Below are 17,711 nucleotides of genomic sequence, written 5' to 3' on the forward strand. Positions count from 1 at the left end.
CAGAAAAACCATGAGCAAAGGTCGTATCTTCAGCGGCATGCAGCCGTCTGGCAAATTTCACCTCGGCAACTACCTCGGGGCGTTGGAAAACTGGGTCAAGCTCCAGTACGACTACGACTGCGTCTTCTCGATCGTCGACTGGCACGCCCTCACCTCGATGTACGAGGACACCAGCAAAATCCCCGAGAACATACACGAAATGGCTCTCGACTGGCTGAGCGGCGGCCTTGACCCCGAGCGCAACATCATCTTCGTCCAGTCCCACGTCAAAGAGCACGCCGAACTCCACCTGCTGCTCTCCATGATGACCCCGCTCTCCTGGCTGGAACGGGTGCCCAGCTACAAGGACAAGCTCCAGCAGCTCGGCGCCATCGGCAAAGAAATCAACACTTACGGCTTTCTCGGCTATCCCGAGCTGCAGACCGCCGATATAATCCTCTACAAAGCCGACACCGTGCCCGTCGGCGAGGACCAGATCCCCCACGTCGAACTCGCGCGGGAAATCGTCCGCCGCTTCAACGGGTTCTACGGCCCCGTATTTCCCGAGCCCCAGGTAAGGCTCAGCCAGGCAGCCGTGCTGCCGGGTATCGACGGCCGCAAGATGAGCAAATCCTACGGCAACGAAATCCCTTACGCCGCGCCCCCGGAAGAGCTCAAAGCCAGAGTAAGGATGATGGTCACCGACCCGCAGCGCGTAAAGAAAACCGATCCCGGCGACCCCGCGGTCTGCACCGTCTACACCTTCCACAAGCTGTTCAACAAGGAAGTAATTGAAGACATCGGCGGCAAATGCCGTACCGCCTGCATCGGCTGCGTCGACTGCAAAAAACTCCTCGCCGAGCGGATGTCCGCCAGCCTCGCCGATATCCATGCCCGGAGGGCTACCCTCGAAGCAAACCCCGGCCGGGTAAAAGAAATCCTCGCCTTCGGCGCGGAAAGAGCCCGCAAAGTCGCCGCCGCCACCATGGAGGAAGTCCGCGCCGCCATGCGGCTCTAGGCTATGAGCACCGCCGAGTATAAAATCAAACTCGAAGCCTTCGAGGGCCCCCTGGCCCTGCTGATGCACCTTATCGATAAAAACCAAATTGACATTTACGACATCCCCATCGCCGTCGTCACCGAACAATACCTCGCCTACATCCGGACTATGGAGCAATTCAACATCGACGTCGCCAGCGAATTTCTCGTCATGGCCGCCACGCTGCTGCAGATAAAATCCCGCATGCTGCTGCCCAAGCCCCCGGCCGCCGAACTGCCGGCCGAAGAAGATCCCCGCCAGGAACTCGTGCAGCGCCTTCTGGAATACCGGCGCTTTAAGCAGGCCGCCGCCACTCTTGAAGAAATGCTGCGGGAGAGGGAGCAGTACATCTCCCGGCCACCGGGCCACTTCGCCACCAAGATCGTCCTTCCCGAAGGCCTCAAGATCGACGACCTCATTGAAGCCTTCGCCGCCGTATGGGAAAGCGCCGTCGACGAATTCGCCTTCATCGCCCGCGAGGAAATCAGCATCCAGGACAAAATGCAGGACATCCTCCTACTACTCAGAAAACAGGGCGGGCGGATCGAGTTTGCCCAGACGCTCATCCGCAGCGGCTCGCGCACCGAAATGGTTACAGCCTTCCTGGCCTTGCTGGAACTCATTCGCCTGAAGCGCGTCCAAATAGAACAGGAACGGAACTTCGGGCCTATCTACCTTAGCTTGGGAGAGGTCGTGCACTGATGTTCTACAGTCATCTAAAAGGCCACATCGAGGCACTGCTGTTTGCGAACGGCAACCCGGTGCCCGCCGACAAGCTCGCCCAGATGCTCGACATCGACGCCGAAAACGTCGCCGCGCTCGTTGCCGAGCTCAAACACGACATGGCCGCCACCGACCGCGGGCTGACCATCCTTGACGTGGCCGGCGGCTATCAGCTATGCAGCAAGCCCGAACTTTCGCCGATCATCGAAAAACTGGTCGAGGTTCAGGAAGCGCGCATGTCGCTCGCCGCGATGGAAACGCTCGCCATCATCGCCTTCAAGCAGCCGGTCACCAAACTGGAGATCGAACATATCCGCGGCGTCAAGGTCGACGGCGTCGTAAATACCCTGGTCGAAAGGGGCTTAATCAAAGAAGTAGGCCGTAAGGAAGCTATCGGCCGGCCCATTCTCTACGGCACCACCGACGATTTCCTCAAATGCTTCGGCCTTGCCAGCCTCGACGACTTGCCCGACCTGGCCGAACTGCTGGCGGTCGATAATCCCGATCTTCCCGAACATGATGAATAAACTCCAGCCGCCCGCGCATGCGGGCGGTTTATTTTTGCCACAATAGTACTGCGCATGAGGGGAGGGATGAAGGTGGAGACTTGGCTGGCGGTATGGCTGGCATCCACAATGCTCTTTGTAATCGTGGCGCGCCTGAAGCTGTTCATCAGCCTGGCCTATCGCCGCCGCGGCGAAGACGACCGCCTCGCCATCGACGTCTATGCTCTCAGAAAAATCGTCAACTATCACCTCGAAGTCCCCCTTGCCCGTATCAGCAGCCGCGACGGCCTGCCGTGGCCGGAAGCGGTCGTCGACACCCCGGACGGTCAAACGGAAACACACGCCGGCGCCGAGCAGCGGTATGTCCGCAACACCTGGAAAATCTTCCGCCACCACCCCCGGCATTGGCACCGCCTGATGAAGCAGTTTCGCTATTACACCCGGATATATAAGCAACTTGCGGCATTCGTCCTCGCGACCGTAACCTGCGAAAAACTTTCCTGGCGGACGAAACTCGGCACCGGCGACGCCGCCCTCACCGGCGTTACCGCCGGCCTGGCATGGCAGATGAAGGCACAGGTCTACGCCTTTATGCAAAAACGTCTCAAAAGCGTCGCCCGGCCGGTGTTCCGGGTATCGCCGCTCTACGCCAGGGAAGGCGTCGAAATCGAACTGGAGTGTATATTCAGCATCCGCCTGGGCAATGTTATAAACGCGATAACGACAGCTATCCAGCAGTTGGGAAGGGGGGACGACAGGCAGTGGAAGAACACCCGATCCAAAGTCTGATGAAAACGGCCATGGAAAGCATCAAGGGGATGGTAGACGTCAACACCATCGTCGGCGACGCTGTGGAAACATCGGACGGCACGGTAATCATCCCGATTTCGCGCGTCACCTTCGGTTTTGCCGCCGGCGGCGGCGACTTCGAAACCGAAGAAGCCATAAACCGCGAAGGACATCCCTTCGGCGGCGGCAGCGGCGCCGGGGTCAGCGTTAAACCGGTGGGCTTCCTGGTATGCTCGCCGGTCAACGGCATAAGATTCATGCCGGTGGAAGGCAACCAGATATATGACCGGCTCATCGACATGGTGCCGCAGGCGCTCACAAAAATTCAGGAAATCATGCGTAGCCGCGATGCGCAGGACAATCTCGATGAACTGGCCGAGACGGCCGAAACCCAGGGCGCCAGCCAGCAACAGAGCGGCATGTAGGTATTTCGGCGTGCTTACGACGGTGTCTACACCCATAACCCATACAAAAAACCGCACATAACAGTGCGGTTTTTTCGCATATACATCTACTGCCTTAATGCAAGCCGGCCAGTTTATCCTTGATCTGGTTGGCGTGCAACGCTTCCGCTTCGGCAAAATGGCGATACATCTTCGAGACATCGGGGTTGTTGATCTGTTCGGCAAAAGTCTGATAATCCCGTACCAATTCCTGCTTCTGGGTAAGAGTCGTGCGTAAGGCCGTCTTGACGTCAAGCATTTCCATGCTTTCACCTCCTTAAACTGCTTTTATTATGTCCTCGGTGTGGTGCAAAAATGTATGACGGCTTTGACGGGCGGGGAAAACATAGTTATAATAGTTATTGTCTGTGATTACTAACCTGCGAGGTCACAATGAAAAAAACGGCGTTCATCGCGCTGATATTGTTTTTGTTCACCACAACCGCGACAGCCTGGGGAGCTCCGGCGGAGCCTTCCATTACCGCAAAATCGGCTATCGTAATCGAAGCATCCACAGGCAGGATCATTTATGCCAAGGCGGCGGCCGACCGACGCCCGCCCGCCAGTACGACGAAAATGATGACCTTGATTGTCGCCCTGGAACACGGCAAACTCGATGATATCGTCACCGCCAGCCCCAAAGCCTCCGCAACCGAAGGCTCGACGATGTGGCTCGCTCCGGGCGAACAGCTTAAACTCGGCGACCTGCTCTACGGCATGATGCTCGTGTCCGGCAACGACGCCACCGTCGCCGTCGCCGAACACATATCAGGCTCGCTCGACAAGTTCGCCCGTCTGATGACCGAAAAGGCCCACGCCATCGGCGCCATCAACACCAACTTTACGAACTCCAGCGGTCTGCCCGACCCCAAACACTACTCGACCGCCGCAGACCTGGCCCGCATCGCCGCCTACGGCTACAAAAACCCGCTCTTTTCAAAGATCGTCGGCACCAAGCACATTGTCGTGCCCTGGCCCGGCAAAGACCACGACCGCGACCTTTACAACGAGAACAAGCTTCTTTGGCAATACGAGGGCGGCAACGGCGTCAAGACCGGCTACACCGACGAAGCCGGCCGCTGCCTGGTTTCTGGCGCGAAACGAAAAGACATCCAGCTTGTAGCCGTTGTCCTCGACGGCGACCGGATGTGGGAAGACTCAATAAAACTCCTCGACTATGGCTTTAGCCGCACGCAGCCGGTCAAGATGTTCGGTCAGGGCGACATCATGAAAACGGTCAAAGTGATCGACGGCAAGAAGGAGCAAGTCAGGCTCGTCGCCGCCAGCGCCCTTTCCGTCCCGGCCCTGGCGGGCGACCGGGAAGGCTTCTCCACAGTGATCGAAGCCCCCGATCGCATCGACGCGCCCGTGGTCGCCGGCCAGAAACTGGGCACGGTCAAAACCTTTTACCGCAACACCGAAATAGCGTCCGTCGACCTGCTGGCCACTGAACAAATCGAACGCAAATCGTTCTTCAGCCTGCTGTGGGGGTCACTCTGGAGCTTTTTCACCTTCATCGTCCGCAACCTCGCCTGATCAAACGAATTTCAGCCGCCCCGGGGCGGCTTTTCCCGTTCTAGCCGGTTTGGTTTGCTCATACTTTCCTCATAAGGAGGGGAAGACGTATGATAAACCTCATCTGGCTGCTGCTGCTGGCTGGCGGTATAGTATACGCCGGGTTCACGGGCAGAATCGAAGTGATTACCCCAAGTGTTATATCAGCGGCGGAGAACGCGGTCACCCTGGCTTTTAAACTCACCGGGGTGATGTGCCTGTGGCTGGGGATGATGAAAATCGCCGAAAGGGCGGGGCTGGTGCGGGTGATGTCCATCATAATCGGCCCAGTCATCCGCAGAATCTTTCCCAGCGTGCCGCCGAACCATCCGGCCATGGGAGCGATCGTCATGACCGTAAGCGCCAACATGCTGGGACTGGGCAACGCCGCCACCCCGTTGGGCATAAAGGCCATCCAGGAACTGCAGAAACTCAGCCGCGACCGCGATACAGCCACGCCGGCGATGTGCACCCTCCTGGCGCTATGCACCACCGGCGTCACCCTCGTGCCGGCAACCGTCATCGCCCTGCGGGCCGCCGCCGGTTCCGTCGACCCTGCGGAAATAGTCGGCGCCACGCTCGCTGTAAGCTTCACCGCCGCCGCCGCCGCCCTGACCGTGGACCGCATCTTCCGGGCGGCCTGTGGCGGCCGGGTCCGCTGAACCGCCGTGTTCGCCCTGATTTGTGAAATACTCTCCGCCTGGGCGATTCCGCTGGTGCTCCTCCTTATCCCTCTGGCCGGCTACCTCCGCCGGGTAAGAGTATACGAAGCCTTTGTCGAAGGAGCGGCCGAGGGCTTCCAGACAGCAGTGCGGATAATGCCCTTTCTGGTGGCGATGCTGGTTGCAGTTGGCGTCTTCCGCGCCTCCGGCGCCCTCGAAGACTGTGTCGCCCTTCTCAAGCCGCTCCTTGCCTTCATCGGCGTTCCGCCGGAACTCGTGCCGCTCGCCGTTATGCGCCCACTGTCCGGGACCGGCGCCCTCGGCTTGACCACCGAGCTATTGGCCAGTGAAGGTCCCGACTCGCTCATCGGCCGGACAGCCTCCACAATCCTTGGCAGCACCGACACCACCTTCTACATCCTTACCGTCTACTTCGGCGCCGCCGGTATCCGCAACCCGCGGTACGCGGTTTTCGTCGGCCTTACCGGCGACATAACCGGTTTTTTCATGTCGATTTATATCTGCAAACTGCTTTTTGGCCCATAAAGGAGGCGGCGGGATACCCGCAGCCTCCTTTCCTTTTTCCCCCACCCAGTGGCACATCGGCCGCCCGGGAATACACTGTAATGTGAAAACGATGATAATGGGGGGACTGCGATGGTCAGAGTAGTGGTCGCCGGCGGCGGCTGGGCCGGGTGCGCGGCGGCCTTGGCCGCGGCCAAGGCCGGTGCGCAGGTGCAGCTTCTGGAGCGTACCGACATGCTCCTGGGCACGGGCCTGGTAGGTGGCATATACCGCAACAACGGGCGTTACACCGCCGCCGAGGAAGCGACGGCCATGGGGGGCGGCGATCTTTTTGTCGCCATGGACGCCAACGCCCGGCACCGGGGCATAAGTTTTCCCGGCCACAGCCACGCCTCGCTCTACGATGTCAGCGCCATGGAGCCGTTGGTCAAAAAGGTGCTGGTCAACTACGGGATAACCGTACGTACGACAACCAGGGTTATGGACGTGCTCAAATACGGCCGTACAATCCAGGCTCTGGTGATCGACAGCGGCGAGGTCGTCAAAGGCGACGTATTCGTAGACACCACAGGCACGGCCGGGCCGATGGGCAACTGCCTCAAATACGGCAACGGCTGCGCCATGTGCATCCTGCGCTGTCCTTCCTTCGGTCCCCGGGTAAGCGTTTCGGCCCGCGCCCAGGTCAAAGAGATAATGGGTCTGAAGGCGGACGGCACATATGGCGCCATGAGCGGCTCCTGCAAACTCAACAAAGATTCGCTCAGCGCGGAAATCCGCGAGCGGCTTGAAAGGGAGGGCGCGGTCGTTATACCGATGCCGGAGCACCTCGTAAAAAGCACCTCGCTCGGCCGCAAAGCGTGTTCGCAGTATGCCATCCCCGAATACGCCGCCAATCTGGTCCTGCTCGACACCGGTCACGCCAAACTCATGACCTCCTTCTTCCCGCTCGAAGAACTGCGCACCGTCCCAGGACTTGAAAACGCCCGCTACGAAGACCCCTACGCCGGCGGACAGGGAAATTCCGTCCGCTACCTGGGCATCGCCCCCTGCGGCAACAACCTGAAAGTCGACGCCGTCGACAACCTGTTTTGCGGCGGCGAAAAAGCCGGCATCTTCGTAGGCCATACCGAGGCGATCGTTACCGGTCTGCTTGCCGGGCACAACGCCGTAACGTAATGCCCTACTTGATATGCCTCCACTCCGGGCGGACATGCAGACTATACTACCCCTAATTCAATATCTATCCGGTCGTCTTTGTAGACCTTCACGCTTTTTATCATTCCGAGTACAATCGCCCGGCGCTCCTCATCTGAGGCGTCATGCCAGTTGGCGTCGAAGTTCTGCATGGCTGTGATTAGCTCGGTCACGGTTGTTTCCCTGACCCGCGCTTCCTCGCCTTTCTCCTCACATTCGGCCAATTGCTTTTCAAGGATCTGGCGTCGATCGCGGAGCGTATCTACCCGTGCGTTCAGTTCCTCGATCTTCATATTAGGGCTACTCTCGAATACTGAATACCATCTATCGAGCTTCTTATTGATGCCGTCCAGCTCCCGACGCACCTTATCGGCCACCTTGGAGGTCGCCATGATCTCTTCTGGCCGCAGTAGCTCCTCGGCCTTCTTTCGCTGTAGGCGCTCATTTTGGCTGTACTGACGGAGCTGATGTACGACATAGTCGTCGATATAGTCTACTCGCTTATAGCCGCAGCGGCAGGATATATTTTTAATCATCGCTTTGCAGCTGGCGTCCTGGGAGTAGCAGACGTAATAAGCGGCCTTGCCCTTCTTGTACTTGATATTCTTCCAGACCCGCTTTATTCGCATCCGGGCGCCGCACTCTCCGCAGTAGATGATGCCGGTCAGAAGACCGCCACGGAATTCGGGCGCATAGTTCGAGCGTGCCGCTCTCAGCTTCTGAGCGGCCGTCCAATCCTCCTCAGAGACGATGGCCGGGTGCTTACCCTTAAACAGCTTTTCACCGTGTTTGACAAGCCCTGCGAAGAATGGATTAGCTATCATTTGCCTGACTGTGGTCCGGCCCCATATCTCGGAATCTGCCGGGACGGGCACTTTTCGGCTCGTTAGGTCGTCGGCCAGGCCCTGGTAGCCCATGCCGCCATGCAGATATTCGCGGAAGATCCACCGGATAACCTCCGCCTCTATCTCATCCAGTGACAGCTCTCTTGTCGTCGGATCCTGTTTATACCCGTAGGGGATGGGGCCGCCCATAAACCGACCCTGCTCGGCGGCCTCTTTCTTCGCGGCCGTGACGCGCTCGATGATCGTCTCGCGCTCGAGCTGCGCAAAGACGGCCATAATCGACACCATTGCCCGCCCCATAGCGGTCGAGGTATCAAGGTTCTCAGTGACGCTGGCAATGTCGATGGAATTGGCGAGGAACACATCCTCTATGAGGTAGAGCACGTCCTTCTGCCGGCGGCTGAGGCGGTCAAGCTTCCACACGAGCACCATGTCGAATTTTTTGGCCTTGGCGTCCTTGATGAGGCGCTGGATGCCCGGACGGTCTAGGTTTTTGCCGGAGTAGCCGTCGTCGATGTAGAAGTCGTGAATGTTCCACTGTTTAGCTTTGCAATAGGCCATTGTCGCCGACTTCTGGAAGGGGATGGAGATGTCTGAGCGGGACTGTTCTGGTGTCGATACGCGGATCATTATGGCGACGTTCATTGCTGCCTCCTGGTGGTGGGGTTATTCGGCGGGCTTTGGAACTACCAGCGGTATGTCGACCCTTGAATTGAACTCGTCGAGGGCTTTGCCGATGGCCTCTTTTCTGGCCTTCTCCCAACTTGGAGCGCCGCCAAAGAGAGCGGGAACGGAGCTGCTGCCCCCTTTTTCGATAATGTCGAGATCATATAGCGACTTATCGTTTGCCACGTCGACCACGCGACCCCGCAGTAACATTTCTTGTTTCACCGACACTGACAGGCCGCCCCCGCCGACATTGCTTGTGGCCGGCTCGAATGCCAGATATACAACATAATCGTAACGGTATTCTCTCCCGAAGCCGACGAGGAAGTCTTTGTTGAACTGCGAGAGACTAATCACGCGATGCCGTTCTGCGTATTCGCGGGCCTGGGTGGCAACAACATCGCCGATATATTGTTTATACTTATCGGGAGTTAATTTCTGCTCCATCTTTTCGATAATGAATTGTCTGATGTCCTTCGACTGGTAAGGTTGAGGAATGGAGGTAATAACCGCTACTGATGGGCGGGAGACCCCGAGCTTATCGTATATTGTGGCCGGGGACGTAAAGGCGACAGAAGAAAGGAGCGCGATGGCCAAAATGGAGCAGAGCAGTCTACGCATAATCATCCTCCTCATAATAAAACACGGCCTGTCCTGTGCCGTGTCGAATGCTGTAATAGGACAATTGTCCCTTAAAAATAGGTATTAGTTACTGTCAGAATCAGCAGGTATTTTTTGGCTATGTGTCTAACTTTTTATATACTTGCATAGCTTTCCTGCCAGCCGGAGGGCTGGCTGTTGTCGTCTTATGGCACGGTGACGGCGCGGAGCCGTCTCGGAGGAGCGTGATGTTGATGAGGGCATACAAAATGTAGTAGGGGAATATGTCGAAAGGTTAACGTCTGGTTACAGCAGGATTTATGTTTCTGATCGGAGAAATACCAAACAAACGTTCGACGCGCGGAGGGCTGTTATGAATTTAGTAGATAAATACAGTCAAAAGCAATCTGATAATACTTCTAGTCGCAGCAAGAAAAAAATCAACGAAAAAGTACTGAGTGAGGCCAGAGTTAAAGCAGCTGTGGATGCACTAATAAATATGACTAGTATTATTTACAGATCTGAATAAATGAGCGGAAAATTACTTTAAAAGCTTCTTGCTTTTCGGGCGAGAGGCTTTTATATATTTGGTAAAACATTTCTAAATCTTCGTCAGGCTTTTCTATATTAAGTCTCTGTGTTTTAACTAAATATGGAATAAATGATTCTTTTACCTCGCCCAATACATTAAGGACGAGGTTTTTTTCGTTTTCGGGGAGATTTCTGTCATTAATTTCCTCCATGATCTGCTCATAAGCAAGGTAACAGTCGCGTTCAAATTCATCAAAGAAAAAAATAGACATCGAAATCCCTAGCTCATCACAAATCCGCTCTAATAAATCCAGAGAAGGCTTGGTAGTTCCGCTGATAATTTTAGATATCTGAGACGGAACAACGCCAACCCTTAATGCAAGTGCCCGGCCCGATTTGCCTTGAGCGTCAAGCACTTGTTTTAAACGACGACCTACATCCATGGCACACCTCGCAGGTGAATTGTATTCACAAGTTGAGTGTATCAGAATTATGGCGATAAAAAAATAGTGAAAATAAGGAACAATATGTTGACATTGTGAATTTAAGGAACTATACTATAGCCAGGAGGTGTGAAAATGAAGAACATAGGACGGAGAATAAAATTCATCAGACGCAATAAAAAAATCACACAGGAAAACCTTGCCATTGCTTCTGGTGTTAAGCGGGCTATGATAGCCAAAATCGAAACCGGCGTCAGCATCGGCTCGGTTGAAACTTTAAATAAAATTGCTACAGCTCTCGGCGTTACCGTGGCCGAGCTTATCGACGAGCAGGCGGCCACGAGCGAACCGCCCACTCCGGCCGCCTAATCTTCCTTCACGTCAGGCAACTTCGACACATCGATCTTGCCGTGCTTCTTCTCCCACTGCTCAATATGCTCGATGAGGGCGTAACAAATTTCCTGGTTGCGATACCTGCGGTTTTTCCCGGCAATGTAGCCCAGCTTCTTGATGTAATCGTTTTCGATTCTGACGGTTAATTTTGGAAGCCTGTCCCCCATAAGAAGCCCTCCTTGCCGGTAGTAATTTTAGCGTAACAAATGAAGGGCAAAAAGCCCAGAAACGGGGACCGAGTGACGGTTCACAGCAGTCGCGGAGACGGCACAATGACACAGGCAAGCGGACAATCCGTAGGCGCATAGACTGTAACGAGGTGAGCGGTATGGCAAAGGCCAAGGAAAAACAATTGTCGCCTGAAGGTGAGGCCAGACTGTTGGCTGTCTATGGAGTAATTGGCAGGATCGCCCTGCGGAGGCTGCAACGCGAAAAGGCTGAGCAGGAGAAGAAGGACGAACAGCGACCGGCCGGTTAGCCGGCCTGCGATGGAGGTGGACAGGCATGCAGGCATTATTCGCGGCCATCGATTCCGGCAGATACGACGCCCTTATCGTGTTCGTGGCAGTCGCTCTGCTGCTGCTGTGGAGGCTGCACCGGGAGAATAACGAGTGAGGAGGCGAGAGCATTGAAAACGTACACCTGCCCGAAGCATGGCAGCGTCGGCAAACAAAACGCCTACACCGCCCGCAAGCATACGAAATGCTGCATCTGCCACCGGAAGGTTCGAGTGGAGGAGGGGGAACGGTGAACGAGCTACGGCTGGTTAAGTCCGAATCCTTCGGCACTGTCAAATGCGACTTCTACCATGGCGACGACGCCATCTGTATGACCTCGGAGCAGTTGGGACAGGCCCTCGGGTACGCCGACCCCCAGAAGGCGATCAGCAACCTGGCGAACCGAAACATGTACCTCAATGCGCCGGAGTTTTCGGGATTCCTCAACTTGAGGACACCCGGAGGAATGCAGTTAACCCGCGTATTCACTGAGGACGGCATATACGAGGTGGCCATGCTGGCCCGCACGGACCAGGCCAACGCCTTCCGCGCGTGGGTAAGGTCGGTGATAAAGTCCATCCGCAGGACCGGCGCCTATGCTGTGCAGGAAATGTCGCAGCTTGAAATCCTCGCCCAGGCCACGCAGGCGCTGGTGAAGCAGGAACGGATGCTCAGGCAGCAGCAGGAGCAGATCGAAACCCTCGGGCACCGCATCAACAGCCTTGATGCCGCCAACATCGACGGCGACCGACGGCAGCGGCTGGAGAAGATGGTCAAGCGGTACGCCTGGCAGCAGGGCCTTATCTACAGCGTAGCCTGGCATCACTTCGACGACGCATTCAACACAGCCTACCGCGTCAACCTGACCGCCCGGCGGGAGAACTACTGCAAGAAAAACGGCCTGAAGGCCATCACGCGGCCCGAGTATCTGGAGGCGGCCGGCCTGATCGAGGACGCTATCCGGGTGGCGGATAAGATGCTGAACAAGGAACAAGCGGGATAAGAAGGGAGGTTGCCACCCACGCGCCGCCGCTGCGGATACCCTAACTGCCGGCCCCGTAAGCCTGGCACCGCAAAAAAGGCGGCTACAGTACCTAATTTTAGAACCGGGAGTGATTCAAGTGTCCAAGGCCAAGAAGTGCGCCCACTGCGGGCGGCCGTTACGCAGCCAAAATTACCACTACATGTGGGACAACCGCCAGAAAAAGGTCATTCCGGTCTGCAGAGACGATCGCAGCTGTCAGGCACCTTACCTGACACTGCAGAAGAAGGAGGCGTGATCATGGGAAAGGTGCTTCAACTTGCCGGGCAACGCTCCATCGGCTTGTTAGCCAGCATGGTGGCCAGGTGGAGGCGGCAGCGCCGCCGGCGGAATGAAATGCAGGTGAAGCGCGTCACCCACGAAGGCTGCTTCGCTGAATTCTTCGCCCGGGGCGGCCAGTGGTGAAAAAAGCAGCCTGCCCTTGAGGAGGACAGGCCGGGAGTTGGGAGAGGGTTTGACCTCACTTTAAGTTTAGCACCGAAAGGAGGTGAATTACATGCAGTGCTCGTTCGGGAAACTGTGCGCGAAGGCCAGAGATGACGCCGGATTTACCCAGGAATCGGCAGAGCCGCTTCTGCTGGTCAGTGTACGGTCCATAAGTGACTACGAGCGCGGCGTGACGCCGGTCCCCGAGGATGTCGTGCTGAGAATGATGGACGCCTATCACGCCAGGTGGCTGGGGTACGCCTACCTGCAGCAGACGAACAGGGTGGGGCAGGCGATACTTCCGGCGATCACGGTCGACCGCCACTTCGCCCAGAGCATCCTGAACCTTCGGGTGGAGATGAAGCATGTCGGCGCCGTCCAGGATGAAATCGACGAGATCGGCATGGACGGCCACGTCGACCACCACGAACATCCGCGCTGGTTAATGTGCGCCAAGGAACTTCACGAGCTTGCCGGCACACTGTTCGCAGTGCTGCTGTCGCCCCTACACAAAGAAAAAGACCGCTCAAGAGCGGCCTAACGAAATGTCCTACCACAATTCTATACGGAAAGGATTGAATAGTCAATGAACATCATCCCAGAAATTGATTTCAGAGCGCTGCCGACCATGATGCTCTACTGTATCGCCGATGAATACAAGCGGCTGGCGCTAGACTGCGAGGAGCCCCGCTTCCTCGTCAAGGCGAAGGCACTGGAGACACTGGCCGGGCAGCGAGAGTTTGGCTCGGCTACGCTGGAAATGGAGGTGTGCGCATGACCATCGAGCAGTTGAGCGAAAAAATCATGGCCTTGGCGGCTGAGTGCGAGGCTCTGACAGGCAGCGCCAGCATTGTGACCGACAGCACCACAGGCCCCTACGTTCAAATGTTCTCCAGCCGCGCCGCGTGCGTGGACACCTTCGTAGGGATTGACGCACCAATGAACGTGGAGCAGCATTCCGAGAACTACTACAAAGCGTCCAAAACAATCGGCGGCGTCGAGTATTTCATGATATTCCAAGCCGATGAATTAGGGCTGCCGCAGGCTGACGCGACTGAGGCTGTGAGCCGGTATTTCGAGGGGAAAGGTGGCAAGGCGGCATGAGACTTCTCAAACTGCGCCTTCGCAACTTCAAAGGCGTCCGAGACTTCACCCTCGACGCCAACGGCGACAGCGTCGACGTCCTGGGTGACAACGCCACCGGCAAGACCACGCTGGCCGACGCGCAGAGCTGGCTGCTGTTCGGCAAGGATACCGCCAACAAAACCGACTTCGGCATCAAAACCCGCGACGCCGCCGGCAACGAACTCCACAACCTCGAGCATGAGGTCGAGGGCATCTACGACCTCGGCGGCGGCCGGACGCTGGCGCTGCGCAAGGTCTACAAAGAGAATTGGACGCAGAAACGCGGCAGCCTGGCCCGCGAACACACCGGCCACACCACCGACCACTACATTGACGGCGTGCCGGTGTCCAAACGGGACTATGACGCCCGCATCGGCCAGATACTCAATGAGGACGTATTCCGGCTCCTTACCAACCCGGCCCATTTCTGCGAGATTATTCACTGGACCGAGCGCCGGAAGATCCTGCTCGACATCTGCGGCGACATCAGCGACGCCGAGGTCATCGCATCGGATAAGCAGCTGGCCAAGCTGCCCGACATACTCAACGGCCGCAAGCTGGACGACCACCGCAAGGTGCTGGCCGCCCGGCGCGCCGAGATCAACCGCGAACTGCAGAACATCCCCGTCCGGGTCGACGAGATCACCCGCGGGCTGCCCAACGTCGACGGCATCGACGAGGCCGCGACGAAGGCCGAACTGGCGGCGCTGCAGGCGCAACTGTCTGAGAAGCAGCAGGAGCTCGTCCGGGCCCAGGGCGGCGGCGAAGTCGCCGAGCAGCGGGCGAAGCTGGCCGAAGTGCAGGCCAAGATCACCGAGATCACGGCCGCTCACCGGGCCGCCACCAGCGACAAGATCCACGCCAAGAAGCTGGAACTGGACACCATCAGCCGCCAGATGTCCGGCATCCAGGCAGACATCGACGGTAAGGCCCGGTCAATGCAGGCGAACACCGCCGCCATCGCCGACATGGAGGCCAAGCTGCCCCTCCTGCGCCAGCAATGGCAGGAGATCAACGCCCGCCAGTTCGAGTTCAATGGCGCGACCGTCTGCCCGACCTGCGAGCAGCCCCTACCGATGGAACGGCTGCAGGAAGCCCGCGACAAGGCTGAGGCGCAGTTTAACCTCGACAAGGCCACGCAGCTGGAGGCGAACGTCGCCACCGGCCGGCAGACCAAGGCCGCCCTCGACGAGGCCAAGGCCGCGAATGAGCGCCTGCAGGCCGACATCGACAGCATAGAGGCGGCCAAGGCTTCGCTTGCCGAGAAGATCGGCATCCTGCAGTCCGAGATCGACGCCATCACCGCCACAGCCACCGACCTGTCCGCCAACCCTGACTACGTCGCCGCGCTCAGGGAGCGCACGGCCATCGAGGACAAGATCGCCAAGCTCACCACCGACCGCGCCGGCCAGCTCGCCGAGATCAAAACCTCCATCGAAACCCGCGAGAAGGCCATCCGGGCGCTCAACGGCAACTTCGCCGCCATCGAGCAGAGCGCACAGGGACGCAAGCGCATAGCTGAGCTGGAGGCCCAGGAGAAGGCGCTCGCCGCCGAGTTCGAGCAGCTTGAGGGCGAAAACTTCCTCTGCGAAACCTTCTTGAAGGCGCAGGCCAACCTGCTCGAAAAGCGCATCAACAGCAAATTCAAGGTCGCCCGCTTCCGGATGTTCAACCAGCTGGTCAACGGCGGCATCGAACCCTGCTGCGAACCCCTCGGCCCCGGTGGCGTGCCGTACAGCAGCGGCCTGAACAACGCCGCGCGCATCAATGTCGGCCTGGACATCATCAACACCCTGGCCGCTCACTACGGCTTTGAGGCGCCGATCTTCGTCGACAATGCCGAGGCCGTCACCCAACTGACCGAAACCACCGCCCAGGTCATCCGCCTGGTCGTCAGCGAGCCCGACAAGGCGCTGCGGGTGGTAGGAGCCCAAACACTCTTTAAGGAGGCTAGTTAAATGGCTGAAAACAAAAACGCCGTCGAAAAGGCGGAAAAATCGATGTCCGCGCGCTTCATGGAAATGGTGTTCAACGAGTTTACCAGCGGCGTCGGCGAGCTGTCTCTGACCGATTCGCAGCGGCGCCTGGCGCAAAACTACTTCATCGTTCTGGATTCCGCGCTTAAGACGGCGGAAGAGAAGCGCGTCAAGGGCAACGCCGGAAAAGAAGACAGGTATAAAAACAACCTGCCTTATACCTGGGCGAACGTCGACCTCGAAACGCTTTCCCGCAACGTCGTCTCCGCTGCCCGCATGGGCCTCGACCCGCTGCAAAAAAACCACATCAACATGGTCCCGTTCAAAAACAACGCCATCCAGAAATACGGTATCGGCTTCATCGACGGCTACCGCGGGCTGGAGGTCAAAGCCACCAAATACGGTCTGGACGTTCCCGTCGCCGTGATCGTAGAGGTTGTCTATTCGACCGACACCTTCAAGCCGATAAAGAAAGACCTCCGCAACAACGTCGAGTCGTTTGAGTTCGAAGTCAACAATGCCTTCGACCGCGGGGAAATCATCGGCGGCTTCTACTACCTCGTTTACTCCGACCAGACCAAAAACCGGCTTGTCGTTATGAGCAAAAAAGAGATCGAGAAGCGCAAGCCGGCCCATGCCTCCGTCGAGTTCTGGGGCGGCGAGAAGGACGTCTGGGAAAACGGCAAAAAGGTCGGCAAGGAGAAGGTCGAGGGCTGGTATGAGCAGATGGTCTATAAGACGCTTTACCGGGCCGCCTACGGCAGCATAACGGTCGACAGCACGAAGATCGACGCCGACTACATGCGACTGGCCCAGGCTGAGAAATCTTTCAGCGAAGGCAAAATCGAGGACGAGATCGCCGAGCACGCCAACAGTCAGACCCTCGACATCGCAGCCGAGGTCATGCCGCCGGATTCCGGTGAGCCCATCGGCGACGCCAATGGCCCGAGCACACCGGCGCCCGCCGCCAAGGCCAACGTCACCGAGCACCCCGCCGCCAAGGCCCAGCAGACCACCCTCGCCCCCACCGGCACCGACGGCCCCGGATACTGATGGACATCGATATCCTCGCCAGCAGCAGCGCCGGCAACGCCTATCGCGTCAGTGACGGCAAGACCGGCCTCCTGCTGGACTGCGGCCTCGCCTGGCGGGAGATTCAGCGGATCCTGCACTTTCAGACATCGGCGCTCGCCGGTATCCTGCTCACCCATGAGCACGGTGACCACGCAAAGGCCGCCAGGGACGCCGCGAAGGCGGGGCTGGACATCTTCTCCGGGCAGGGCACATTCGACGCTCTGGCGCTGTCAGGGCACCGCTGCCACCCCGCCAAAGCCCGGCACCAGTTCCGCCTCGGCACCTTCACCGTGCTGCCATTCGATACCGTCCACGACGCGGCCGAGCCCCTGGGCTTCCTTCTGGCCAGCGGCGACGAGAAGCTGGTCTACCTGACCGACACGGCCTACAGCCGCTATATGTTCCCTGGATTAACCCATATACTCGTCGAGGCCAACTACAGCGACGACATTCTGCGGGAGCGCGTCGAGAGCGGGGAGGTGGATGTGGCCATGAAAAGCCGCCTGCTACGGTCGCACATGTCATTGCAGACCTGTAAAGAGTTCCTGCTGGCCAATGATTTATCGCAGGTCGAGGCCATTTATCTGATTCACCTGAGCAACGGCAACAGCGACGCCGCCCGCTTCAAGCGCGAGGTACAGGCGGCGACAGGAAAGCCCGTCTACGTGGCGGGATAGGA

The 17,711-nt window shown here is 57.9% G+C and carries 26 protein-coding genes; 21 read left to right on the plus strand and 5 right to left on the minus strand.

Annotation, left to right across the window (positions count from 1 at the left end; genetic code table 11):
- Positions 1-10: 10 nt before the first annotated feature.
- The 5 genes from trpS (at position 11) to ytfJ (ending at position 3,461) form a co-directional block, all read left to right on the plus strand.
- Positions 11-997, plus strand: a complete 987-nt coding sequence (trpS, locus tag Q4T40_07665; protein ID MDT8901110.1) for a tryptophan--tRNA ligase — start codon at positions 11-13, stop codon at positions 995-997.
- 3 nt (positions 998-1,000) lie between these two features.
- Positions 1,001-1,720 carry a segregation/condensation protein A gene (locus Q4T40_07670; protein ID MDT8901111.1) on the plus strand — a complete coding sequence of 240 codons (720 nt, stop codon included), beginning with the start codon at positions 1,001-1,003 and terminating at the stop codon, positions 1,718-1,720.
- Entirely contained in the window at positions 1,720-2,268 is a 549-nt protein-coding gene (gene scpB, locus Q4T40_07675; protein ID MDT8901112.1) for an SMC-Scp complex subunit ScpB, read from the plus strand. Before Q4T40_07670 ends, scpB begins: the two co-directional genes overlap by 1 nt.
- A 72-nt stretch (positions 2,269-2,340) precedes the next feature.
- Complete coding sequence (locus Q4T40_07680) at positions 2,341-3,036, plus strand: DUF2953 domain-containing protein (GenBank protein MDT8901113.1); 696 nt, start codon at positions 2,341-2,343, stop codon at positions 3,034-3,036.
- The gene (gene ytfJ, locus Q4T40_07685) at positions 3,009-3,461 is read left to right on the plus strand and encodes a GerW family sporulation protein (GenBank protein MDT8901114.1); all 453 of its coding nucleotides are present in this window, start codon (positions 3,009-3,011) and stop codon (positions 3,459-3,461) included. Before Q4T40_07680 ends, ytfJ begins: the two co-directional genes overlap by 28 nt.
- A gap of 94 nt (positions 3,462-3,555) precedes the next feature.
- Here the strand turns inward: ytfJ and Q4T40_07690 are convergent, their stop codons facing one another.
- On the minus strand, positions 3,556-3,744 hold the full coding sequence (locus Q4T40_07690; GenBank protein ID MDT8901115.1) for a rubrerythrin family protein: 189 nt from the start codon (positions 3,742-3,744) through the stop codon (positions 3,556-3,558).
- 128 nt (positions 3,745-3,872) lie between these two features.
- Here Q4T40_07690 and Q4T40_07695 point away from each other — a divergent pair, with 128 nt between their 5' ends.
- The 4 genes from Q4T40_07695 (at position 3,873) to Q4T40_07710 (ending at position 7,396) form a co-directional block, all read left to right on the plus strand.
- Positions 3,873-5,015 carry a D-alanyl-D-alanine carboxypeptidase family protein gene (locus Q4T40_07695; protein MDT8901116.1) on the plus strand — a complete coding sequence of 381 codons (1,143 nt, stop codon included), beginning with the start codon at positions 3,873-3,875 and terminating at the stop codon, positions 5,013-5,015.
- Between the two features lie 89 nt (positions 5,016-5,104).
- A complete protein-coding gene (locus Q4T40_07700; GenBank protein ID MDT8901117.1) occupies positions 5,105-5,695 on the plus strand; it encodes a nucleoside recognition domain-containing protein in 591 nt (196 codons plus the stop codon).
- A 54-nt stretch (positions 5,696-5,749) separates the two neighbouring features.
- Entirely contained in the window at positions 5,750-6,241 is a 492-nt protein-coding gene (locus Q4T40_07705) for a spore maturation protein (protein ID MDT8901118.1), read from the plus strand.
- A gap of 111 nt (positions 6,242-6,352) precedes the next feature.
- Positions 6,353-7,396: an FAD-dependent oxidoreductase gene (locus Q4T40_07710; GenBank protein ID MDT8901119.1), complete on the plus strand. Its 1,044-nt coding sequence runs from the start codon at positions 6,353-6,355 to the stop codon at positions 7,394-7,396.
- Between the two features lie 41 nt (positions 7,397-7,437).
- Here the strand turns inward: Q4T40_07710 and Q4T40_07715 are convergent, their stop codons facing one another.
- Complete coding sequence (locus tag Q4T40_07715; GenBank protein ID MDT8901120.1) at positions 7,438-8,904, minus strand: recombinase family protein; 1,467 nt, start codon at positions 8,902-8,904, stop codon at positions 7,438-7,440.
- Positions 8,905-8,925: 21 nt separating this feature from the next.
- Positions 8,926-9,546 carry a hypothetical protein gene (locus tag Q4T40_07720; protein MDT8901121.1) on the minus strand — a complete coding sequence of 207 codons (621 nt, stop codon included), beginning with the start codon at positions 9,544-9,546 and terminating at the stop codon, positions 8,926-8,928.
- Between the two features lie 352 nt (positions 9,547-9,898).
- Between Q4T40_07720 and Q4T40_07725 the strand changes: the two genes are divergently transcribed.
- The gene (locus Q4T40_07725) at positions 9,899-10,054 is read left to right on the plus strand and encodes a hypothetical protein (protein ID MDT8901122.1); all 156 of its coding nucleotides are present in this window, start codon (positions 9,899-9,901) and stop codon (positions 10,052-10,054) included.
- On the opposite strand, the gene Q4T40_07730 is transcribed toward Q4T40_07725, so the two are convergent.
- Positions 10,035-10,499, minus strand: a complete 465-nt coding sequence (locus Q4T40_07730; GenBank protein ID MDT8901123.1) for a helix-turn-helix transcriptional regulator — start codon at positions 10,497-10,499, stop codon at positions 10,035-10,037. The two genes, Q4T40_07725 and Q4T40_07730, sit on opposite strands and share 20 nt — an antisense overlap.
- A 135-nt stretch (positions 10,500-10,634) precedes the next feature.
- On the opposite strand from Q4T40_07730, the gene Q4T40_07735 reads away from it, so the two are divergent.
- Positions 10,635-10,868, plus strand: coding sequence for a helix-turn-helix transcriptional regulator (locus Q4T40_07735; protein MDT8901124.1), 234 nt, complete (start codon positions 10,635-10,637; stop codon positions 10,866-10,868).
- Here the strand turns inward: Q4T40_07735 and Q4T40_07740 are convergent.
- A complete protein-coding gene (locus Q4T40_07740) occupies positions 10,865-11,059 on the minus strand; it encodes a hypothetical protein (protein ID MDT8901125.1) in 195 nt (64 codons plus the stop codon). The genes Q4T40_07735 and Q4T40_07740 overlap by 4 nt on opposite strands.
- Positions 11,060-11,220: 161 nt before the next feature.
- Here Q4T40_07740 and Q4T40_07745 point away from each other — a divergent pair, with 161 nt between their 5' ends.
- The 10 genes from Q4T40_07745 to Q4T40_07790 all read left to right on the plus strand — a co-directional run bounded on the left by Q4T40_07745 (position 11,221) and on the right by Q4T40_07790 (position 17,709).
- Positions 11,221-11,370, plus strand: coding sequence for a hypothetical protein (locus Q4T40_07745; protein ID MDT8901126.1), 150 nt, complete (start codon positions 11,221-11,223; stop codon positions 11,368-11,370).
- Between the two features lie 150 nt (positions 11,371-11,520).
- The gene (locus Q4T40_07750; protein MDT8901127.1) at positions 11,521-11,643 is read left to right on the plus strand and encodes a hypothetical protein; all 123 of its coding nucleotides are present in this window, start codon (positions 11,521-11,523) and stop codon (positions 11,641-11,643) included.
- On the plus strand, positions 11,640-12,392 hold the full coding sequence (locus Q4T40_07755; GenBank protein ID MDT8901128.1) for a Bro-N domain-containing protein: 753 nt from the start codon (positions 11,640-11,642) through the stop codon (positions 12,390-12,392). The genes Q4T40_07750 and Q4T40_07755 overlap by 4 nt, the downstream gene beginning before the upstream one ends.
- A gap of 279 nt (positions 12,393-12,671) precedes the next feature.
- Positions 12,672-12,836, plus strand: coding sequence for a hypothetical protein (locus tag Q4T40_07760; protein ID MDT8901129.1), 165 nt, complete (start codon positions 12,672-12,674; stop codon positions 12,834-12,836).
- Positions 12,837-12,927: 91 nt separating this feature from the next.
- Positions 12,928-13,398: a helix-turn-helix transcriptional regulator gene (locus Q4T40_07765; protein MDT8901130.1), complete on the plus strand. Its 471-nt coding sequence runs from the start codon at positions 12,928-12,930 to the stop codon at positions 13,396-13,398.
- A 45-nt stretch (positions 13,399-13,443) separates the two neighbouring features.
- Entirely contained in the window at positions 13,444-13,635 is a 192-nt protein-coding gene (locus tag Q4T40_07770) for a hypothetical protein (protein MDT8901131.1), read from the plus strand.
- A complete protein-coding gene (locus tag Q4T40_07775) occupies positions 13,632-13,961 on the plus strand; it encodes a hypothetical protein (protein MDT8901132.1) in 330 nt (109 codons plus the stop codon). Before Q4T40_07770 ends, Q4T40_07775 begins: the two co-directional genes overlap by 4 nt.
- Positions 13,958-15,940 carry a hypothetical protein gene (locus tag Q4T40_07780; protein ID MDT8901133.1) on the plus strand — a complete coding sequence of 661 codons (1,983 nt, stop codon included), beginning with the start codon at positions 13,958-13,960 and terminating at the stop codon, positions 15,938-15,940. The genes Q4T40_07775 and Q4T40_07780 overlap by 4 nt, the downstream gene beginning before the upstream one ends.
- A complete protein-coding gene (locus tag Q4T40_07785) occupies positions 15,941-17,011 on the plus strand; it encodes a recombinase RecT (GenBank protein ID MDT8901134.1) in 1,071 nt (356 codons plus the stop codon).
- Positions 17,011-17,709 (plus strand): MBL fold metallo-hydrolase, encoded by a 699-nt coding sequence (locus Q4T40_07790; protein ID MDT8901135.1) that lies wholly within the window; start codon positions 17,011-17,013, stop codon positions 17,707-17,709. The genes Q4T40_07785 and Q4T40_07790 overlap by 1 nt, the downstream gene beginning before the upstream one ends.
- The last annotated feature ends 2 nt before the right edge of the window (positions 17,710-17,711 follow it).

The organism is Selenomonadales bacterium 4137-cl (assembly GCA_032334055.1).
Lineage (GTDB): Bacteria > Bacillota > Negativicutes > Sporomusales > UBA7701 > Anaeroselena > Anaeroselena agilis.